A 15,524-nucleotide genomic window follows, 5' to 3' on the forward strand; every position below is an offset into this window, starting at 1 on the left:
AGATGATGATTCATTTCTCCTTTTAACATAGCTTCAAACATAGGACCAAATATGTCTTTCAGTGCATTCTGCATGTCTTGTACGGACTCTGGTTGGTATTGTTCTATTATTCTATTAGCTAACTCTACTGATTGTGGATCACGTTTAGATTTTGCCATTAGAAACAACTCCCCCAATTCATATATTATTAGTTTAACAATAAAAAAATAAACTGCGAAGTAAGAGCCGTACGCTCTCTTACTTACACAGTTTATATTACACTCCCAGTGGGGAAAGTTCATTCTATATATGGCTCAATGTGAATATGCGTATACAATATGCCATATTCATTAGCTAACTTCTTCTCAATACGAACAGTTATATCATGACTCTGTCTAACTGTAAGGTTGGGATCCACTTTAATCGTAACATCTAAAACTGACTGATTACCGAGAGCCCTTCCCTTAATATCTGGTACAATTTTTACTTCCGGGAACTTTTTAATTTCCTGTTTAATAGTCTGCAATCTTTCCTCGTCAAATCCGTCAGTTAGTGACAAAGTTGAATCCTTAAAAATATCCCAAGCTGTCTTGCAGATAATTATACCTACAATTAATCCAGCAAGTGGATCAAGCCAATATAATCCAAATTGTGCACCGATTATACCGATGAATGCCCCAATACTAACTAGCGCATCGGAACGATTGTCTTGTGATGCAGCGTATAAAGCACTACTGTTTACCTTTCTTGATAAAGAGAGATTGTAACGATAGACGAAAAACATTACTAATGCTGCACCTAATGCGGTCCAAGCTGTTAACATATCGGGCTTCGCTATTTGGGTTTCAAACATCTTACCGATCGTTGAAAAGATAACTTGTAGACCTACTGCTACCATGATAAACGCTGCTAACAATGAGGCAATGGTTTCTGCTCGATAATGGCCATAGCGATGATTTTGATCAGGTGGCTTTTGAGAAATTCTTAACCCAATTAGGATTGCAATGGAAGCAACCACATCTGTGGAATTATTTAAGCCGTCTGCCCACAAAGCATCAGAATCTCCTATGTATGCTACTATTAACTTTGCACCAGAGAGAAAAAGATAAGCAAAAATACTGATCCAAGCACCTTTCTCTCCGCCTTTTAGATTTGGTTGGTTCATGTAATTACCCCCAAGAGATTCAATAACTTTATCACTATATCAAAGCAGGATATGGTGGGTCTAGAGAAAAAGATAAGCCCTAAGGAATATCAGTTGATATGTTATAAGTATGTTTCCTTCGTCCAAAAAATAGACCCTATTTCTACTTGTACGTTTTACAAATTTCGATTGCAATTATTCGCAAAATTTAGGATAATAGTATTAAAGGAGCAAAGGGGCGTATCCAATGAAAAAGGAAAAGGTAGTTTATCGCTTTTGTCCGTACGAAGGAAAGGTCCTAACAGCTAAAAGAGAAGTATCTTTTGAGATTAAGTTGACATCGCGACTCATATTAGATGAGCTATGCTTTAATTGGAATAAAAGAATGCTAGAAGAAAAAATAAACCAATCCATTCAAAAAGGAAATAAAGATGAATTTGCAAGCGTTCGCGAGGAGTATCTACAATATATTTGGGAGTAAGTGACGCGCATCTTGAATCAGCCTTGCCTCTGTTTGGTAAGGCTGTTTTTATGTAAGAAAAATACATAGGGATATCGTTTAAGGGGGATTTTTATGAAGATAGATGAAACTATTTTAAAACGCCAAAATCGGACATTGCTTTACATTATTCTATTTGCGTTAGTTTTAGGATTAGGTGCAGAGATTGTAGTCGGTGCACCAGCGGCAAATATGTTAGCGCTTTCTATTGGAGGGACAATTGCTATTGGGACCATGGCTTTTTTAAATTATAAAGGAATCTTTAGTATGGTTGTCCCTTATATTGCTTTAGTGTGTTTAGCTGGAGTGTCGGTTATCATCATGCTAAGTTCAGACTATGTAACCAATATGTTATTTACATTTTTCTTATTAGCAGTTGCTGCTGTTTCACTTTCCAAAGCTGTCCTAACTACTGGAGGTGTATTAGGTCTTTCTGTTCTCAGCTTTTTCATAGTGACAAAGGGTGAGATTGTAGGTTTTGATACGAGATCTGCTTCAATTACGGTTGTATTTTTCATCTTAATCTTCCTGGTATTATTTATCCAAATAAGAGTGTCGAGAAGTTTTCTATACACGCTGAATCAAACACTGTCTGAGATTGAGGCAAAGTCCGAGGATGAGAAAAGACGTACTCAGATTGTACAAGCTGGAGCACTAAAGGTTAAAAAACAGATGGATATCATCGAACAGGATAGTAGCTTAAACAACCAACAAATGAAAGAAATGTTAGAAGGCTTTCATGAAATTGCTTCAGCCAGTCAAGTGCAAGCAGAGACTGCAACTGGAATATCCGAATCCACCAATTCCAATCACCAATTATTAGAGAAAATGATTGACTCTTTTTCAAGAAGTGTTGCGGATGGCGAGGATTTAATCCAGTTATCGACGGTTGGTAAAGGTTCTGTAGAGACATTATATGGTACCATTGAAGACTTCCATCAGTCGTTTGAGCATCTGACCATGAATATGGAAAGCCTTGTTAATCGTATCGATGAGAACAATTCCAATGCGGAAAAGATTCAAGATATCGCGGAGCAAACGAACCTTCTTGCTTTAAATGCGAGTATTGAGGCTGCTAGAGCTGGGGAGTTTGGAAAGGGTTTTTCCGTTGTAGCTTCAGAAATTCGAAAGCTAGCAGAAGTATCTCAACATACTGCAAAGCAAATCAGAGATAATCTATCCATGATTGAACACGATGCAAAAAATACGCAACATGAAGTTACTACCAATAAAAGTAAATTAAGCATGAGTATTGAGCATACAATGGTAGCAAAGGTTAACTTTGAAAAAATAACCGACCAGTTAAATAATTTTATTTCTTATTTACAATACTTGAATAATCAAGCGAATGAAATCAAAGGTTCCTCTGAAAACATTGAGCAATCTGTTGATCATCTTGCATCAATTATTGAAGAAACAACTGCAACTATTGAGGAGCTAGAGGCGATAGTAGATGAGCAAGTTAATCGAATGACAAACCTAGTATCTGCCATAGAGGCAACGAATGAAGCAGCTGCATCGTTAGAGAATGCTTAATCATAATTTACGAATATTTAACAGTTCTATTTCTAACAGTTTGCTATGCTTAAGATAAGGGGAGTGTTTGTTATGAAAAAAAATAAAAAAACACAATTAAGCTGGGCACTTTATGATTTTGGTAATTCGGCTTTTGCAACAACGATGTTAGCTGCTATACTTCCAATATTCTATTCGAGTGTTGCAGCAAATAATATTGACGATAACTTAGCAACTAGTTATTGGGGCTATGCGAACTCATTTGCAGTATTAGTGGTTGCCATTTTGGCTCCGATTCTAGGGGCGATTGCTGATTTCTCTGCAGCTAAGAAGAAATTTCTCCGATTCTTTGCCTTTATGGGGATGATCGCTAGTATACTCCTCGCTTTTACTGGTGAAGGAGATTATATCTTTGTAGCAGTCCTATTCATCGTTGGCTCGATTGGTTTTTCGGGAGCAAACGTGTTCTATGATGCCTTTTTACCTGAAGTAGCAGATGATGAAGATATGGATAAAGTATCTTCTAAAGGCTTTGCTTTAGGCTATGTTGGTGGAGGAATTCTACTATTAATAAATGTGATTATGATCTTAATGCCAGACAAATTCGGACTCGATACAATTAGTGCGATGCAAGTATCATTTGCAATGGTAGGCGTATGGTGGCTAATCTTCTCTATTCCATTATTAAGGAATATACATGATGAGAAGAAGGCACCGGTTAAACGAGATAAGTCGTACATAAGAATCGGTTTTTCAAGAGTAGGTAGTACCTTTAAAGAAATTAAACAGTTTAAGCAATTATTACTTTTCTTATTTGCATTTTGGTTATTTAATGATGGTATTTCTACAATTATTCGGATGGCGACAATCTATGGAACAGAAATAGGTATCGGACGAAATGATTTAATTATTGCATTATTAATCACCCAATTTGTTGGTATACCTTTTACTTTCTTCTTTGGGTGGCTAGCAGGTAAGATATCACCGAAAAAAGCATTAATGTCAACTTTATTTGTTTACTTAGGTATCGTTATCTTAGGGTATTTTATGAACTCAGCACTTCATTTTTACCTGCTAGCAACTGCTGTTGGCTTTGTTCAAGGTGGTGCACAAGCGTTAAGTAGATCGATTTATGGTCGTATGGTTCCAGCAAACAAGAAAGGGGAATTCTTCGGTTTTTACGGGATTTCTTCTAAATTTTCCGCAGTATTTGGACCGTTCTTATTCGGGTTTGTAGGACAATTAACTGGTAATAGTAGATATGGTATCCTTTCTTTAATACTTTTCTTCATTGCAGGTATTATCATTCTAAGCTTTGTAAATGTGGAAAAAGGTAAAGAAGATGCAAGGAATTACAATGCTCAACAATAAATTTACTACATCAAATCACCGCACAGAAACTAATCTGTGCGGTTTTCTTTGGGAGGATTGGAAATTCATGAAGCGTTTAGTAATTATTACAGTAGGAAAAACACACAGTGGAAAGACGACTTTTGCTAGAGCTTTGGAAAAGCGACTAGAAGACTCGATTGTAATGGACCAAGATAATCATGCCGAATTCATCAATACACATTATAAGAAACTTCAACCAAAGAAAGGTCCTAACACATTGAAGCATGCTATATCTAAACTTATTGTTGATTACACAGTTGAGAATACCAATTATCATTTGATCATTTCTAATTCAAACCGGAGCATAAATGATCGTTTGTATTTATTAAAGGAATTATTCCCCGAAGATAAATTCACAAGAATCCTTGTCCATTTTGATATTACTGATAAAGTTCTAATGGAGAGAATTACTAGCAGTAACCGTAGTACAAATATATTTAGAAGTGCTACTAATTTTGAACAAGTTTTGTTAAGGCAGAATTCTGATTCATTAAGAAAAGATGTTATCGATCCTAAAGAGGAGGAAGCAGATTATTTATTTGTGATACACAATAAGGAGGATGTTGATTCGGTTATTGAGGAAATTGTACATATTGCGAAACTTAACGTTTTCTGAATCGCATGAAAGTTGTCAGCTTATTACGAGGTGAAGAAAATTGAAGAATAAAAAATTCATTGTACTAGCGATTATCCTCATCATCTTAATTGGATATTATCTATTTTTAAGGTTGAATCCACCACTACATTCTTCAGGTATGAGCTATAACTCATATGATCCATATACGATTGTAATAGAATTGGAGAATGACGGATTTGGAGGCATTAAAATACAAGACGTGCTAGTTAATAATCTCGAGCCCAAGAGTACAGAAATTGGAATAAGCCATTCCAATCAAATGGTAACGATCTCGGAAGTTAGGGAAGCAAGTGAAGGAGTTAGTTTCCATGACATTCAGGAAATTACGATAAAAAAACCACCTCAAACTGTAGGTGACGAAGACTTTGATACGATACAGCATTATGCGTTGGCAGTATATCATAATCAAGAAATTCAAAATGTAAAATTAAAATATAAGTATTTGGGAATCCCGTTTGAACTTGATGTAGATGCAAGTCAATTACAAGAAAAGGAAACCGGACAGAAGAAATACAGTTTCACATATAATGGCCAAACTTTCCATCTACATCCATACTTTGAAGAGTTACTTCACTATACTAGCTTTATTAATGCAAATCCAGATGCATCTAAAAAAGATGCTTTTGATCAGTTCGTTATTGAACCTTTCAATGAACATGCTCCAGTGGACCTTTCTTATTCTATGTTAGGTATGCATCTGTCCTCTACAACGAATATCGGCCAACTAGAGCAGAACACCTTGGTGCTCTTAGAAAGTGAGAGTCACATAATAGACTTAATTAAAGAGGCCATTATCCAATCCGCTGACTTACTACCAATGGAAGGAGATACAAATATATACCTTTTCCCTCTAGATCCAAATGATTTCTTTGTCTTACATAATATGGAAGGTGTTGCTGGAATTGCATATTACGGCAACAATATTGGTATATCCATTGATCCGTCATATAATGAAGAAGCACTCCAATATGGTGTAGCTCATGAATATCACCATGTGGCTGACCTTTCCTATAATGGCATATTAGCCACTTCCAATGTACTAAACTTTACACTTCTAGAAGGAAAAGCGGATGCTTTTGCACAAATTGTTTACCCAGAGTTCCAAGCTCCTTGGACAGAACCACTATCTTCAGAAAATGAAAGTGCTGTAATAGAAATATTAAAAGAACATGGTAATTCAACGGATATGAGTATTTACAACCAGCTGCGTAGCGGATGGAGCAATTATAAGATTGGTAATCAAATAATAACTAGTTATATTCAAAATAACCCGGATAAATCTATTCTCGAATGGACACAACTTGATCCAAAAGAAATCGTTCTCGGTAGTGATTATAGTAATATTGTTGATTAGAGTATGAATTATAAACAGAGAAAAGGAGTTAGACAATGTCTAAACTCCTTTTAAATAATTGGATCACAATATTGATTATGCAAGTTTGCCTCTAATGACAACCCAGTATCATAGGAAATATCACCAAGGTATTCCGCCAATTCTTCTAACGTTGTACCATCATTTTTCCAATAGCCAATTACTTTTCTCATGATATCAATACCTTCAATTCTTGCTTGTTCATAGAGATCAATAAAACTTTTCTTGCTTGGTTCCTTCGTTGCAGGATGATACCAAACTGTATGCTCCAAGTTTAAATAATCCTTATGATTGGTAATCGGTTGATGTGAGAAACAGTCAATTGTTGAGCTAAGTAGTTTATATTTCCAACCATGTGGGTCGGCTAATAATTTCAGTGCCAATTTCATATCATTTAATGCTTTGATCATATGATTGGTTGAATTATATTCAACTTGTGGAAAATGTTTCTTAATCATTTGATGAAGTAGAGTAGCGATTTCTTGTTTGTTTTTTCGATTTAAATGGATTTCCTTATAAACAGGTGTTTTCCAAGTTTGTAAGTTCTTATATCGTTCCATCATTAGTGTATCAATGATAATCTCGAATTTTGAATGCTTATTTCCTTCATATCCTGCACGGTAGTGAATATACGGATGTGCATTACGATCTAATATATGATGTGTCACAAATCCAAATACATATGACTTTATTTCGTTTGATTTATCTTTAACCGAGTCAATTAAGTCTAAAAGAAAATCACCACATTTTTCGGTATGGAGGAGGTTTCCAATATTGTTAACGGGATGCTCTTTCATCCAAGGCCAAAAATTGTAATAAAAGAATGGATCTGGACCTTGTGCACCTAGGTTCATGATATAGCTATTCTTAGGAGTTGACATAGGATTTCCTAGTGAGTCAACCACTTCTTCACAAAATAGCATATGTGTCCATATATTAGGCATGTTTAGTCCCCCCAACCTTATCTTTATGATACTTACTAGTATAAAGGTAATTCTATTGAATGAGCATTACAATTTTGTGAATAAATCTATAGATAGTATAAAAATAATTAATTTTTGTGCAACTTGCAATGAATTTGATTTTAAAAAAATAATACATCTACGAAAGAACATGTAAAAGTGAGTTTTCTTAAAAAATTTGATACAATAGAGAAGGATTGAATATCAACATTGGGGGAGGAAATACATATGGAATACCGTGTAGAACATGATACATTAGGAGAAGTAAAGGTTCCTGCTGATAAATATTGGGGTGCACAGACTCAGCGTAGTAGGGAGAACTTTCCAATTGGAAAAGAAACAATGCCTACTGAAATAATAAAAGCGTTTGCAATTCTTAAAAAGAGTGCAGCAAAAGCTAATAGTGATTTAGGGCTTATGGAAGCTAAAAAAGCAGAAGCAATTGACTATGCTGCAACACAGATTATCGAAGGAAAATTAGATGAGCATTTTCCACTAGTTGTGTGGCAAACTGGTAGTGGTACACAATCGAATATGAATATGAATGAAGTAATGGCTTATGTTGGAAACCAATGGTTAAAAGAGCAAGGTAGTGATTTAACATTACATCCAAATGATGATGTGAATAAGTCTCAAAGCTCTAATGACACATACCCAACTGCCATGCATATTGCAGAAGTACTAAAGCTAGAAGATGTTGTACTTCCAGCTCTAAGACAACTGAAAAATACGTTCCAAGGTAAAATGGATGCCTTTAAAGATATCGTAAAAATTGGACGAACTCACTTACAAGATGCTACACCACTAACATTGGGACAGGAAATTAGTGGTTGGCACCGTATGCTTGAGAAGTCCGAAAGTATGATTGAAACAAGCCTACCTTATCTTAAAGAACTTGCAATTGGTGGAACTGCAGTAGGAACTGGATTAAATGCTCATCCAGAGTTTTCTGAGCGTGTTTGTGCTGAAGTAAGTAAATTTACTGGCAAAGAATTTGTATCTGCCAAGAATAAGTTCCATGCTTTAACCAGTCATGATGAAACGGTGTTTGCTCACGGAGCGTTAAAGGGACTTGCTGCGGATATAATGAAGATTGCCAATGACGTTCGTTGGTTAGCAAGTGGTCCACGCTGTGGCATTGGGGAAATTACTATTCCAGCAAATGAGCCAGGAAGCTCCATTATGCCAGGTAAAGTAAATCCTACTCAAAGCGAAGCAGTTACAATGGTTGCTGCTCAAGTCATGGGGAATGATGCTGCAATTGGTTTTGCTGCAAGTCAAGGGAATTTCGAACTGAACGTGTTCAAGCCAGTAATTGCATATAACTTCTTACAATCTTGTGAGTTACTTGCAGACAGCATCCTATCATTCGATGAGCGTTGTGCGCAAGGTATCGAACCAAACCTTGAACAGATTGATAAGTATTTAAACGATTCATTAATGCTAGTTACTGCATTAAATCCACATATCGGTTATGAAAATGCTGCTAAAATAGCTAAAAAAGCATTTGCTGATAATTCGACATTGAAGGAAACTGCGATTGAATTAGGACTATTAACAGCTGAGGAATTTGATCAGTATGTAAATCCTAAAGAAATGACTCATCCAAAATAAAACTAATAAGAAGGAATCCTACCATTATTTGGTAGGATTCCTTCTTTTATATAGATTGCTTTCTAATCTTTCATTATGTAGAATATCAACAAGTAAAATTACCGTGATTTTATATTTTTCTTACCTTCTGAAACACCTCTGTTTGTTTTATAAACTCCTAACCACAATTTACCAGTATTTTTTTGTGATAAGATTTTCACTTCTGCTCACAATATAGTTACAGGAGGTGATAAACATGGCTAGCAACAACAATTCAAACCAATTAGTAGTTCCTGGTGCACAACAAGCTCTAGACCAAATGAAATATGAAATCGCTTCTGAGTTTGGCGTAAACCTAGGTGCTGATACTACTTCTCGTGCTAACGGTTCTGTTGGTGGAGAGATTACTAAGCGTCTAGTACAAACTGCTCAACAACAATTATCTGGTAAAATTCAATAATGATGGCTACAGGGGATAACCCCTTAAAGGGAAAGTCAAACGGCTTTCCCTTTAACTATCAAATTTTAGGAGATTAACCTATTAATTGCCAGTGTTTTCTTGTGATAAGAATCCTGAGTTTTGCTCACAATAATTATTACAGGAGGTGATAATTCATGGCAAGTAACAATTCAAACCAATTACTAGTCCCTGGTGTAGAACAGGCTCTAGACCAAATGAAGTATGAAATTGCTTCAGAGTTTGGTGTAAACCTAAGTGCAGATGATACTTCTCGTTCTAACGGATCCGTTGGTGGTGAAATCACTAAGCGTTTAGTACAAACTGCTCAACAACAATTAAACGGCAAATAAAACTTCATATAATGGCTACGGGGGAGACCCCTTTATATATGGGAAGGTCCTAATGGGCTTTCCCTTCTTTAATTTGTCTCTCATGTAATGAATACTATTTACACAGTATGAAGCTCACTTTATGATACCTGTATTATTTACTAATTTATAGAAATAATTCCCTTAAATTAACATTATTTATGAACCATAAAAAAAGAGGGCCAAGGCGGCCCTCTTAATCATTATTTTAATCTTTCTTCTGTTTCTGCATCAAAGAAATGTGCTTTATTCATATCAAGTGCTAGTTCAATTGATTCTCCACCTTGAATATCGGTACGTGAGTCAACACGTGCGATGAAATCTTGGTCATTTACTTTTGAATATAGGAAAGTTTCAGCTCCCATTAATTCAGCAACATCGATAAAAGCTGTTATTTTAGTATCAGGAGTTGATTCAATAAATACTAATTCATCATGAATGTCTTCTGGGCGAATTCCAAGAATAACTTCTTTATCGCCATAACCTTTTTCTTTTAGTAATTTCAACTTGCCTTCAGGAATTCTAATTTTCACGTCACCCATAATGAAATCAGAATCTTTTATTACACCAGTGAAGAAGTTCATGGAAGGAGATCCAATGAATCCTCCAACAAATACATTGTTTGGATTATCATAAACGTCTTTTGGAGCACCAACTTGTTGGATTACACCATCTTTCATAACAACTAGACGAGTTGCCATTGTCATTGCTTCCGTTTGGTCATGTGTTACATAAATAGTAGTTGTCTGTAAGCGTTTATGAAGTTTTTGAATTTCTGCACGCATTTGAACACGTAGTTTTGCATCAAGGTTTGACAATGGTTCATCCATTAAGAATACCTTTGCATCACGAACGATAGCACGTCCTAAAGCAACACGTTGACGCTGACCACCAGAAAGTGCTTTTGGTTTACGGTCTAAGTATGCTTCTAGTCCGAGAATTTTAGCAGCATTTTGTACTCGTTTATCAATTTCATCTTTTTTAAACTTACGTAGTTTTAATCCAAATGCCATATTATCGTATACATTCATATGCGGATAAAGGGCATAGTTTTGGAATACCATTGCGATGTCGCGATCTTTTGGCGCAACATCGTTCATTTTTTTATCATCAATGTAAAGTTGACCATCTGTAATTTCTTCCAAACCAGCGATCATACGTAATGTCGTTGATTTACCACATCCAGATGGACCAACAAATACGATGAATTCTTTATCTTGAATATGCAAATTAAAATCATTAACAGCAACAACATCTTTATCGTATTTCTTTTGAATATGTTCTAAACGTAACTCAGCCATGAATAAGTCCCCCTTAAGATAAATGAAAGCGTTTTAATACCTACGTTTATTATAATGAATTTCATTCTAAGGCTAAATAGTAAAGATGCACAAAGATGAATGATGGTCTTTGTGCATCTTTACTAGGCTTATTCATCTTTAGCTAGAACGGCTAAGTAGACAGTGATTGCTTGCTGGAATACACGAACATCTATACCTGTTCTTTCGTAGAATTTTTCAATACGATATTGAAGGCTGTTACGATGCATATACAATTTCTTTGCAGCCTCTGAGATATTTAAGTTACTTTCAAAAAATACTTCCATCATATGAATAAATTCCACGTCATCAATAAATTCCTGCAAGATGAACTGCCTTAAATTTTTCTTAAATGTAGTCCCTGTATTTCCCATTAATATGTATGGAATGGCTTCTAGATACGTTACGACATTATGCTGCGAATGTTGAAATGTTAACTTTGCAGCTGCGAGTAATTGTTGATAATGATCTCTTAATCCTTCCAAGGTAGAAAGATATGGCCCAACGAAAAACCGGATTTTAATATACAAATCACTCATTAAGATATCAATAATTTCCTTATAGGAGATGCTGTCATCTAAATTCTTATGGAGCTTGTCGACAATAACACCTTCATTTTCATTTTGCCATAAGATTGTTACCTCATGGTCAAACAACTGATTGATTGCATCTTTAAAACCTTTTGGGTCTATTTGATTTAAAGGAACTTGAAAGTAAACCAAGCGAAAAGTAAAATCAATGTCTGGCAGAACATCTTCGGCCTGAGTCCATTGCAGCCACTTTTTTTCTTCTATCGTCATGGAAGGAAATTTACTTTGATACGGTTTTAAAAACGTACGAAATAGTGCGAGGTCTTTCTCTTGCAACTCATCGGGATGAATACCAATTAATTGAGAATCTGCTGTAATAAACCAAGCTAATTCTTGGTTTAATTTAACGGGAATTGTTTCATAATGTTGAAGTGAAGGAAAATAGTTTCTTAATTTATCAATCAATGGGAAAACCTCTTTTAAATGTGTTTTATACATTATACCAATTGTTCTTCCATTTAAAAAAGATTTCTTATTATACAGCATAATTGGTATTGGTATACATGGCACTTTACGTTTGTTATAGTGGGGTTAACCTATTCAAGGAGGAATTTGTTTTGGCAAATATGTATGATAACGCCTATGGTTTGGAAAAGGCGATTCGTGAAAGTGATGAGTTTAAAGGTCTGAAAGATGCATTTGAGGCAGTGATGGGTGACCCTATTGCTAAGAAGACATTTGAAGAATTCCGTGATACACAAATGGAGCTTCAACAAAAACAAATGCAAGGTGAAGATATTTCGGAAGAGGAAGTAGAAAATGCGCGTCAAGTTGTTGAGCTTGTCCAAAAGCATGAAGGAATATCAAGACTTATGGAACAAGAGCAACGTTTAAATATGGTAATTAATGAAATTAGCCAAATTATTACAAAGCCTCTAGAAGAGCTTTACGGTTCACAACAAGGATGATTGGATGGAAGGGGCCGGGACATAACTAAATCAAAGGGATGTAAAAACGAACAAAGACCATATTAGCCCCGGAAATATACGGAGACTCCTGTGGGAGGATAGGCATAGGTGAGACCCCGCAAGAGCGATAGCTCTGAGGAGGCTCACCAGCCGCCCACGGAAAGCGAAGTATATTTCCGGGGCGGGTTATGTGCACTAATGATAATGTTCGGATTTACCTTGGATAGAATTACTTTTGTCCCGGCCTCTTTTGAATTTATTCCACTTTAAACTTATCAATGGTCTCCATTTCGTCTCCAATTGTATAGGTAGTAAATGTTACTTTAGCTCCTGTGACTATTTCATTCGATTCTAACTGTTCTTTTGCATCCTCGGATAATCGATAGGTAATATCTTCCTGATCAACTGTAATAATGACCTCATCTGTTGAATCAAAACTTTTAATTATTCCAACTTGATCTACTGGTTCTTGACCAGCAAGTGTAATACCGGCAGCATTATTATCTGTAGTTTCTACACCACTTTCTTCATTTTTCTCAACAGTAAATCCACAAGCTCCTAACAGTAACAAAGAAAACGTGCTAACAGTGATTATACTATATTTTCGGGTCTTCATTTTTTTGCACCTCCTATTTTTAAACTAACTACAAATAAGACGGTGATTAATTAAAAGATGTTTCAGAATAACATGCAGGAAAAATGCCTAACTTTAGCGAATAAATAAAAATATAAAGACGAGGGGGAATTTAAATGAACTATGTTGCTTTTGAAAGTAAACAGCAAATATCCTATATTACGTTAAACCGTCCAGATCGATATAATGCTCTAAATAAAGAGATGCTGGATGAACTATTACATATCGTTGAAGAAGTGGAACAAAACGATGATCGAGTTGTCATCCTGTCTGGTGTTGGCAATGCCTTTTGTGCAGGTGGGGACATTGCTATGATGAAGGATTTTTCTAATAAAGAATTTTTTGAAGGGGTAATGGACACCATTTCCCAGGTTGTTCGTAAACTCTACATGATGCCAAAATTAGTTATCTCAGCTGTGCAAGGTTCGGCAGCTGGTCTAGGATTGAGTCTAGCATTAACAGCGGATTACGTCGTTGCACACCAAGATGCAAAATTGGCTATGTTATTTATAGGTGTGGGATTAGCACCGGATGGTGGAGGACACTTCTGGACGGAACAACGATTAGGAACTCATCAAGCAAAGCAGTTTATTTGGGGAAATCCAAAACAGGTGAAAGGGTTGGAAGCCAAATCACTCGGTCTCATCGATCAATTAACAGAAGACGATGTATTAATAGAATCAAAAAAACTAGGGCAAATGTTACTTTCATCCCCAATAGAAGCAATGCTTAAAACAAAAATGACTTACAATGAAAACCATCTGGATACACTAAATTACTATTTGGAAAGAGAAAAGCAAAATCAGTGGGAGCTCCGAAGTACCGAAGACCATAAAGAAGGAGTACTTGCCTTTTTAGAAAAGAGAAAGCCTGCTTTTAAAGGAAAGTAATTTTCGTTATATAAATTGAAAGGCTGTCATTAGGAATTAGCTAATGACGGCCTTTTTCTTATCGATGAAATAAAATTAGTTTCGCCTCTGGAGAAACGCATCGATGCGTATGTTCTAAATAACCTTCTTTTTCAAGCTTTTTTTCGCCTAATTGTTTTGCTTCTTGATCATTAGCGGCCTGAAACGATTCGTCTAATAATTTTTTCCCGGATTTTTCAAATACAGTTAAAACATAATTCCTCATTGTTTACCTCCTGAAGTTTTTCTTATTATTTTATATTCGACTTTTTTATTAAAAATCCTTCTTAAAAGAAATTTAGGTAAAATTATGTAAAGCAGCCTTGACATGAAAGTTAAATGTATAGTAAACTTTACGTAAAGTTAACTTTACAAAAAAGTGGGAGATATTATGAAAACAAAAATCCGTGAAAAACGAACAGAGAGAAACATGACACAAGAAGAACTATCACAATTATTAGAAGTATCACGGCAGACGATTATTTCCTTAGAAAAAGGCAAGTATAAACCATCATTAGTATTAGCGCATAAGCTTGCACAAATCTTTGAATGCTCCATAGAAGAGTTATTTATTTTTGAGGGGGATGAGAATGTTCGGTGAATTAGAGAATCCTTGGGTTCTACTTATGTTTTTTATTATGTTTCTTTGGCTCCTAATAACATTTCTGCACCAACGCCTGAAAGGGAAAAAGGAACATCATTACGATGAGCGGTATCACTATAAATCGAACCGTGCCAAAGCTAAAGCATGGGACTTCATGTTAATTATCATACTTATTTCAATGCCAATAGTCCTTGTTGTAGAAGGCGGTTTATTTAGTTACTTTTTCTTAATGGCGCTATTTATCTTGCATATGCTTTCAATGGCAATAGCGGGACTTTATTTTCAGATGAAAGATTCAAATTAGCTTGGGGGGATTATGATGTTTAGTCAGGAATTTTTAGAAGCACCATGGGTGGTCTTAATTTTAATTGCCAATTATTTATTCATGCTAAGTATATTCTTCATTCAAAGAAGAATAGGGAAGAAAAATTATCGGTATGATGAACGTTACTATCAAGTTAACAATCAGGCAAAGAGTCGTACTTGGGATATCATGCTCGTCATTATGCTTATCGCATGGCCGATTGTGATTATTTTTGATGGAATTTCATTTGCATTTTTCCTATTAACAGCGCTTTACATGCTGCATTGTATTATTATGGGATTTGCAGCGGCTTATTATCAATCAAAAGAGTAGAAA

Annotated in this window: 19 protein-coding genes and 1 pseudogene; 13 read left to right on the forward strand and 7 right to left on the reverse strand. The window is 35.5% G+C overall.

Features of this window, described 5'->3' with window-relative positions; translation table 11 throughout:
* Both TE34_RS21140 and TE34_RS17520 read right to left on the reverse strand, forming a co-directional pair.
* A pseudogene (locus tag TE34_RS21140) lies at positions 1-158 on the reverse strand (IS256 family transposase); the annotation flags it as partial.
* A gap of 119 nt (positions 159-277) precedes the next feature.
* Positions 278-1,144 carry a cation diffusion facilitator family transporter gene (locus tag TE34_RS17520; RefSeq protein ID WP_047986120.1) on the reverse strand — a complete coding sequence of 289 codons (867 nt, stop codon included), beginning with the start codon at positions 1,142-1,144 and terminating at the stop codon, positions 278-280.
* A gap of 226 nt (positions 1,145-1,370) precedes the next feature.
* On the opposite strand from TE34_RS17520, the gene TE34_RS17525 reads away from it, so the two are divergent.
* From TE34_RS17525 to TE34_RS17545, 5 genes are all read left to right on the forward strand, one after another.
* Positions 1,371-1,604: an IDEAL domain-containing protein gene (locus TE34_RS17525; RefSeq protein ID WP_047986121.1), complete on the forward strand. Its 234-nt coding sequence runs from the start codon at positions 1,371-1,373 to the stop codon at positions 1,602-1,604.
* A 93-nt stretch (positions 1,605-1,697) separates the two neighbouring features.
* Positions 1,698-3,158 carry a methyl-accepting chemotaxis protein gene (locus TE34_RS17530; RefSeq protein ID WP_047986122.1) on the forward strand — a complete coding sequence of 487 codons (1,461 nt, stop codon included), beginning with the start codon at positions 1,698-1,700 and terminating at the stop codon, positions 3,156-3,158.
* A 72-nt stretch (positions 3,159-3,230) separates the two neighbouring features.
* On the forward strand, positions 3,231-4,508 hold the full coding sequence (locus TE34_RS17535; protein ID WP_047986123.1) for an MFS transporter: 1,278 nt from the start codon (positions 3,231-3,233) through the stop codon (positions 4,506-4,508).
* Between the two features lie 67 nt (positions 4,509-4,575).
* A complete protein-coding gene (locus TE34_RS17540; RefSeq protein ID WP_047986124.1) occupies positions 4,576-5,145 on the forward strand; it encodes an AAA family ATPase in 570 nt (189 codons plus the stop codon).
* Positions 5,146-5,185: 40 nt separating this feature from the next.
* Positions 5,186-6,520, forward strand: coding sequence for a DUF2268 domain-containing protein (locus TE34_RS17545; RefSeq protein WP_047986125.1), 1,335 nt, complete (start codon positions 5,186-5,188; stop codon positions 6,518-6,520).
* Positions 6,521-6,570: 50 nt separating this feature from the next.
* On the opposite strand, the gene TE34_RS17550 is transcribed toward TE34_RS17545, so the two are convergent.
* Positions 6,571-7,482 carry a zinc dependent phospholipase C family protein gene (locus TE34_RS17550; protein ID WP_047986126.1) on the reverse strand — a complete coding sequence of 304 codons (912 nt, stop codon included), beginning with the start codon at positions 7,480-7,482 and terminating at the stop codon, positions 6,571-6,573.
* A 246-nt stretch (positions 7,483-7,728) separates the two neighbouring features.
* On the opposite strand from TE34_RS17550, the gene fumC reads away from it, so the two are divergent.
* The 3 genes from fumC to TE34_RS17565 all read left to right on the forward strand — a co-directional run bounded on the left by fumC (position 7,729) and on the right by TE34_RS17565 (position 9,903).
* Positions 7,729-9,114 carry a class II fumarate hydratase gene (gene fumC / locus TE34_RS17555; RefSeq protein WP_047986127.1) on the forward strand — a complete coding sequence of 462 codons (1,386 nt, stop codon included), beginning with the start codon at positions 7,729-7,731 and terminating at the stop codon, positions 9,112-9,114.
* 235 nt (positions 9,115-9,349) lie between these two features.
* The gene (locus tag TE34_RS17560) at positions 9,350-9,553 is read left to right on the forward strand and encodes an alpha/beta-type small acid-soluble spore protein (protein WP_047986128.1); all 204 of its coding nucleotides are present in this window, start codon (positions 9,350-9,352) and stop codon (positions 9,551-9,553) included.
* Positions 9,554-9,708: 155 nt separating this feature from the next.
* On the forward strand, positions 9,709-9,903 hold the full coding sequence (locus TE34_RS17565; RefSeq protein WP_047986129.1) for an alpha/beta-type small acid-soluble spore protein: 195 nt from the start codon (positions 9,709-9,711) through the stop codon (positions 9,901-9,903).
* Positions 9,904-10,124: 221 nt separating this feature from the next.
* Here TE34_RS17565 and TE34_RS17570 read toward each other — a convergent pair whose 3' ends face one another.
* Together TE34_RS17570 and TE34_RS17575 are read right to left on the reverse strand one after the other, a co-directional pair.
* Complete coding sequence (locus TE34_RS17570) at positions 10,125-11,222, reverse strand: ABC transporter ATP-binding protein (RefSeq protein WP_047986130.1); 1,098 nt, start codon at positions 11,220-11,222, stop codon at positions 10,125-10,127.
* 128 nt (positions 11,223-11,350) lie between these two features.
* A complete protein-coding gene (locus TE34_RS17575; RefSeq protein ID WP_047986131.1) occupies positions 11,351-12,235 on the reverse strand; it encodes a PucR family transcriptional regulator in 885 nt (294 codons plus the stop codon).
* Positions 12,236-12,387: 152 nt separating this feature from the next.
* Here TE34_RS17575 and TE34_RS17580 point away from each other — a divergent pair, with 152 nt between their 5' ends.
* Positions 12,388-12,738 carry a YlbF family regulator gene (locus TE34_RS17580; protein ID WP_047986132.1) on the forward strand — a complete coding sequence of 117 codons (351 nt, stop codon included), beginning with the start codon at positions 12,388-12,390 and terminating at the stop codon, positions 12,736-12,738.
* A gap of 256 nt (positions 12,739-12,994) precedes the next feature.
* Here the strand turns inward: TE34_RS17580 and TE34_RS17585 are convergent, their stop codons facing one another.
* A complete protein-coding gene (locus TE34_RS17585) occupies positions 12,995-13,354 on the reverse strand; it encodes a hypothetical protein (protein ID WP_047986133.1) in 360 nt (119 codons plus the stop codon).
* Positions 13,355-13,488: 134 nt separating this feature from the next.
* Here TE34_RS17585 and TE34_RS17590 point away from each other — a divergent pair, with 134 nt between their 5' ends.
* A complete protein-coding gene (locus tag TE34_RS17590) occupies positions 13,489-14,262 on the forward strand; it encodes an enoyl-CoA hydratase (RefSeq protein WP_047986134.1) in 774 nt (257 codons plus the stop codon).
* 58 nt (positions 14,263-14,320) lie between these two features.
* On the opposite strand, the gene TE34_RS17595 is transcribed toward TE34_RS17590, so the two are convergent.
* Positions 14,321-14,506 (reverse strand): YhzD family protein, encoded by a 186-nt coding sequence (locus TE34_RS17595; protein WP_047986135.1) that lies wholly within the window; start codon positions 14,504-14,506, stop codon positions 14,321-14,323.
* 165 nt (positions 14,507-14,671) lie between these two features.
* Here TE34_RS17595 and TE34_RS17600 point away from each other — a divergent pair, with 165 nt between their 5' ends.
* From TE34_RS17600 to TE34_RS17610, 3 genes are read left to right on the forward strand one after another with little or no spacing between them, the layout of a single operon-like run.
* Complete coding sequence (locus TE34_RS17600; RefSeq protein WP_047986136.1) at positions 14,672-14,881, forward strand: helix-turn-helix transcriptional regulator; 210 nt, start codon at positions 14,672-14,674, stop codon at positions 14,879-14,881.
* A complete protein-coding gene (locus tag TE34_RS17605) occupies positions 14,871-15,188 on the forward strand; it encodes a DUF3796 domain-containing protein (RefSeq protein WP_053075129.1) in 318 nt (105 codons plus the stop codon). The genes TE34_RS17600 and TE34_RS17605 overlap by 11 nt, the downstream gene beginning before the upstream one ends.
* 15 nt (positions 15,189-15,203) lie before the next feature.
* Positions 15,204-15,521 (forward strand): DUF3796 domain-containing protein, encoded by a 318-nt coding sequence (locus TE34_RS17610; protein ID WP_047986137.1) that lies wholly within the window; start codon positions 15,204-15,206, stop codon positions 15,519-15,521.
* Positions 15,522-15,524 lie beyond the last annotated feature (3 nt).

This window comes from Ornithinibacillus californiensis, assembly GCF_001038485.1.
Classification (GTDB): Bacteria; Bacillota; Bacilli; order Bacillales; family Amphibacillaceae; genus Ornithinibacillus; species Ornithinibacillus californiensis.

Excerpts from the sequence above, each read along its gene's own strand:
- TE34_RS17535 (WP_047986123.1), top strand. The coding sequence starts at position 3,231 with ATGAAAAAAAATAAAAAAACACAATTAAGCTGGGCACTTTATGATTTT.
- TE34_RS17560 (WP_047986128.1), top strand. The coding sequence starts at position 9,350 with ATGGCTAGCAACAACAATTCAAACCAATTAGTAGTTCCTGGTGCACAA.
- TE34_RS17610 (WP_047986137.1), top strand. The coding sequence starts at position 15,204 with ATGTTTAGTCAGGAATTTTTAGAAGCACCATGGGTGGTCTTAATTTTA.
- fumC (WP_047986127.1), top strand. The coding sequence starts at position 7,729 with ATGGAATACCGTGTAGAACATGATACATTAGGAGAAGTAAAGGTTCCT.
- TE34_RS17605 (WP_053075129.1), top strand. The coding sequence starts at position 14,871 with ATGTTCGGTGAATTAGAGAATCCTTGGGTTCTACTTATGTTTTTTATT.
- TE34_RS17565 (WP_047986129.1), top strand. The coding sequence starts at position 9,709 with ATGGCAAGTAACAATTCAAACCAATTACTAGTCCCTGGTGTAGAACAG.
- TE34_RS17540 (WP_047986124.1), top strand. The coding sequence starts at position 4,576 with ATGAAGCGTTTAGTAATTATTACAGTAGGAAAAACACACAGTGGAAAG.
- TE34_RS17600 (WP_047986136.1), top strand. The coding sequence starts at position 14,672 with ATGAAAACAAAAATCCGTGAAAAACGAACAGAGAGAAACATGACACAA.
- TE34_RS17550 (WP_047986126.1), bottom strand. The coding sequence starts at position 7,482 with ATGCCTAATATATGGACACATATGCTATTTTGTGAAGAAGTGGTTGAC.
- TE34_RS17530 (WP_047986122.1), top strand. The coding sequence starts at position 1,698 with ATGAAGATAGATGAAACTATTTTAAAACGCCAAAATCGGACATTGCTT.
- TE34_RS17570 (WP_047986130.1), bottom strand. The coding sequence starts at position 11,222 with ATGGCTGAGTTACGTTTAGAACATATTCAAAAGAAATACGATAAAGAT.
- TE34_RS17520 (WP_047986120.1), bottom strand. The coding sequence starts at position 1,144 with ATGAACCAACCAAATCTAAAAGGCGGAGAGAAAGGTGCTTGGATCAGT.
- TE34_RS17525 (WP_047986121.1), top strand. The coding sequence starts at position 1,371 with ATGAAAAAGGAAAAGGTAGTTTATCGCTTTTGTCCGTACGAAGGAAAG.
- TE34_RS17595 (WP_047986135.1), bottom strand. The coding sequence starts at position 14,506 with ATGAGGAATTATGTTTTAACTGTATTTGAAAAATCCGGGAAAAAATTA.
- TE34_RS17590 (WP_047986134.1), top strand. The coding sequence starts at position 13,489 with ATGAACTATGTTGCTTTTGAAAGTAAACAGCAAATATCCTATATTACG.
- TE34_RS17585 (WP_047986133.1), bottom strand. The coding sequence starts at position 13,354 with ATGAAGACCCGAAAATATAGTATAATCACTGTTAGCACGTTTTCTTTG.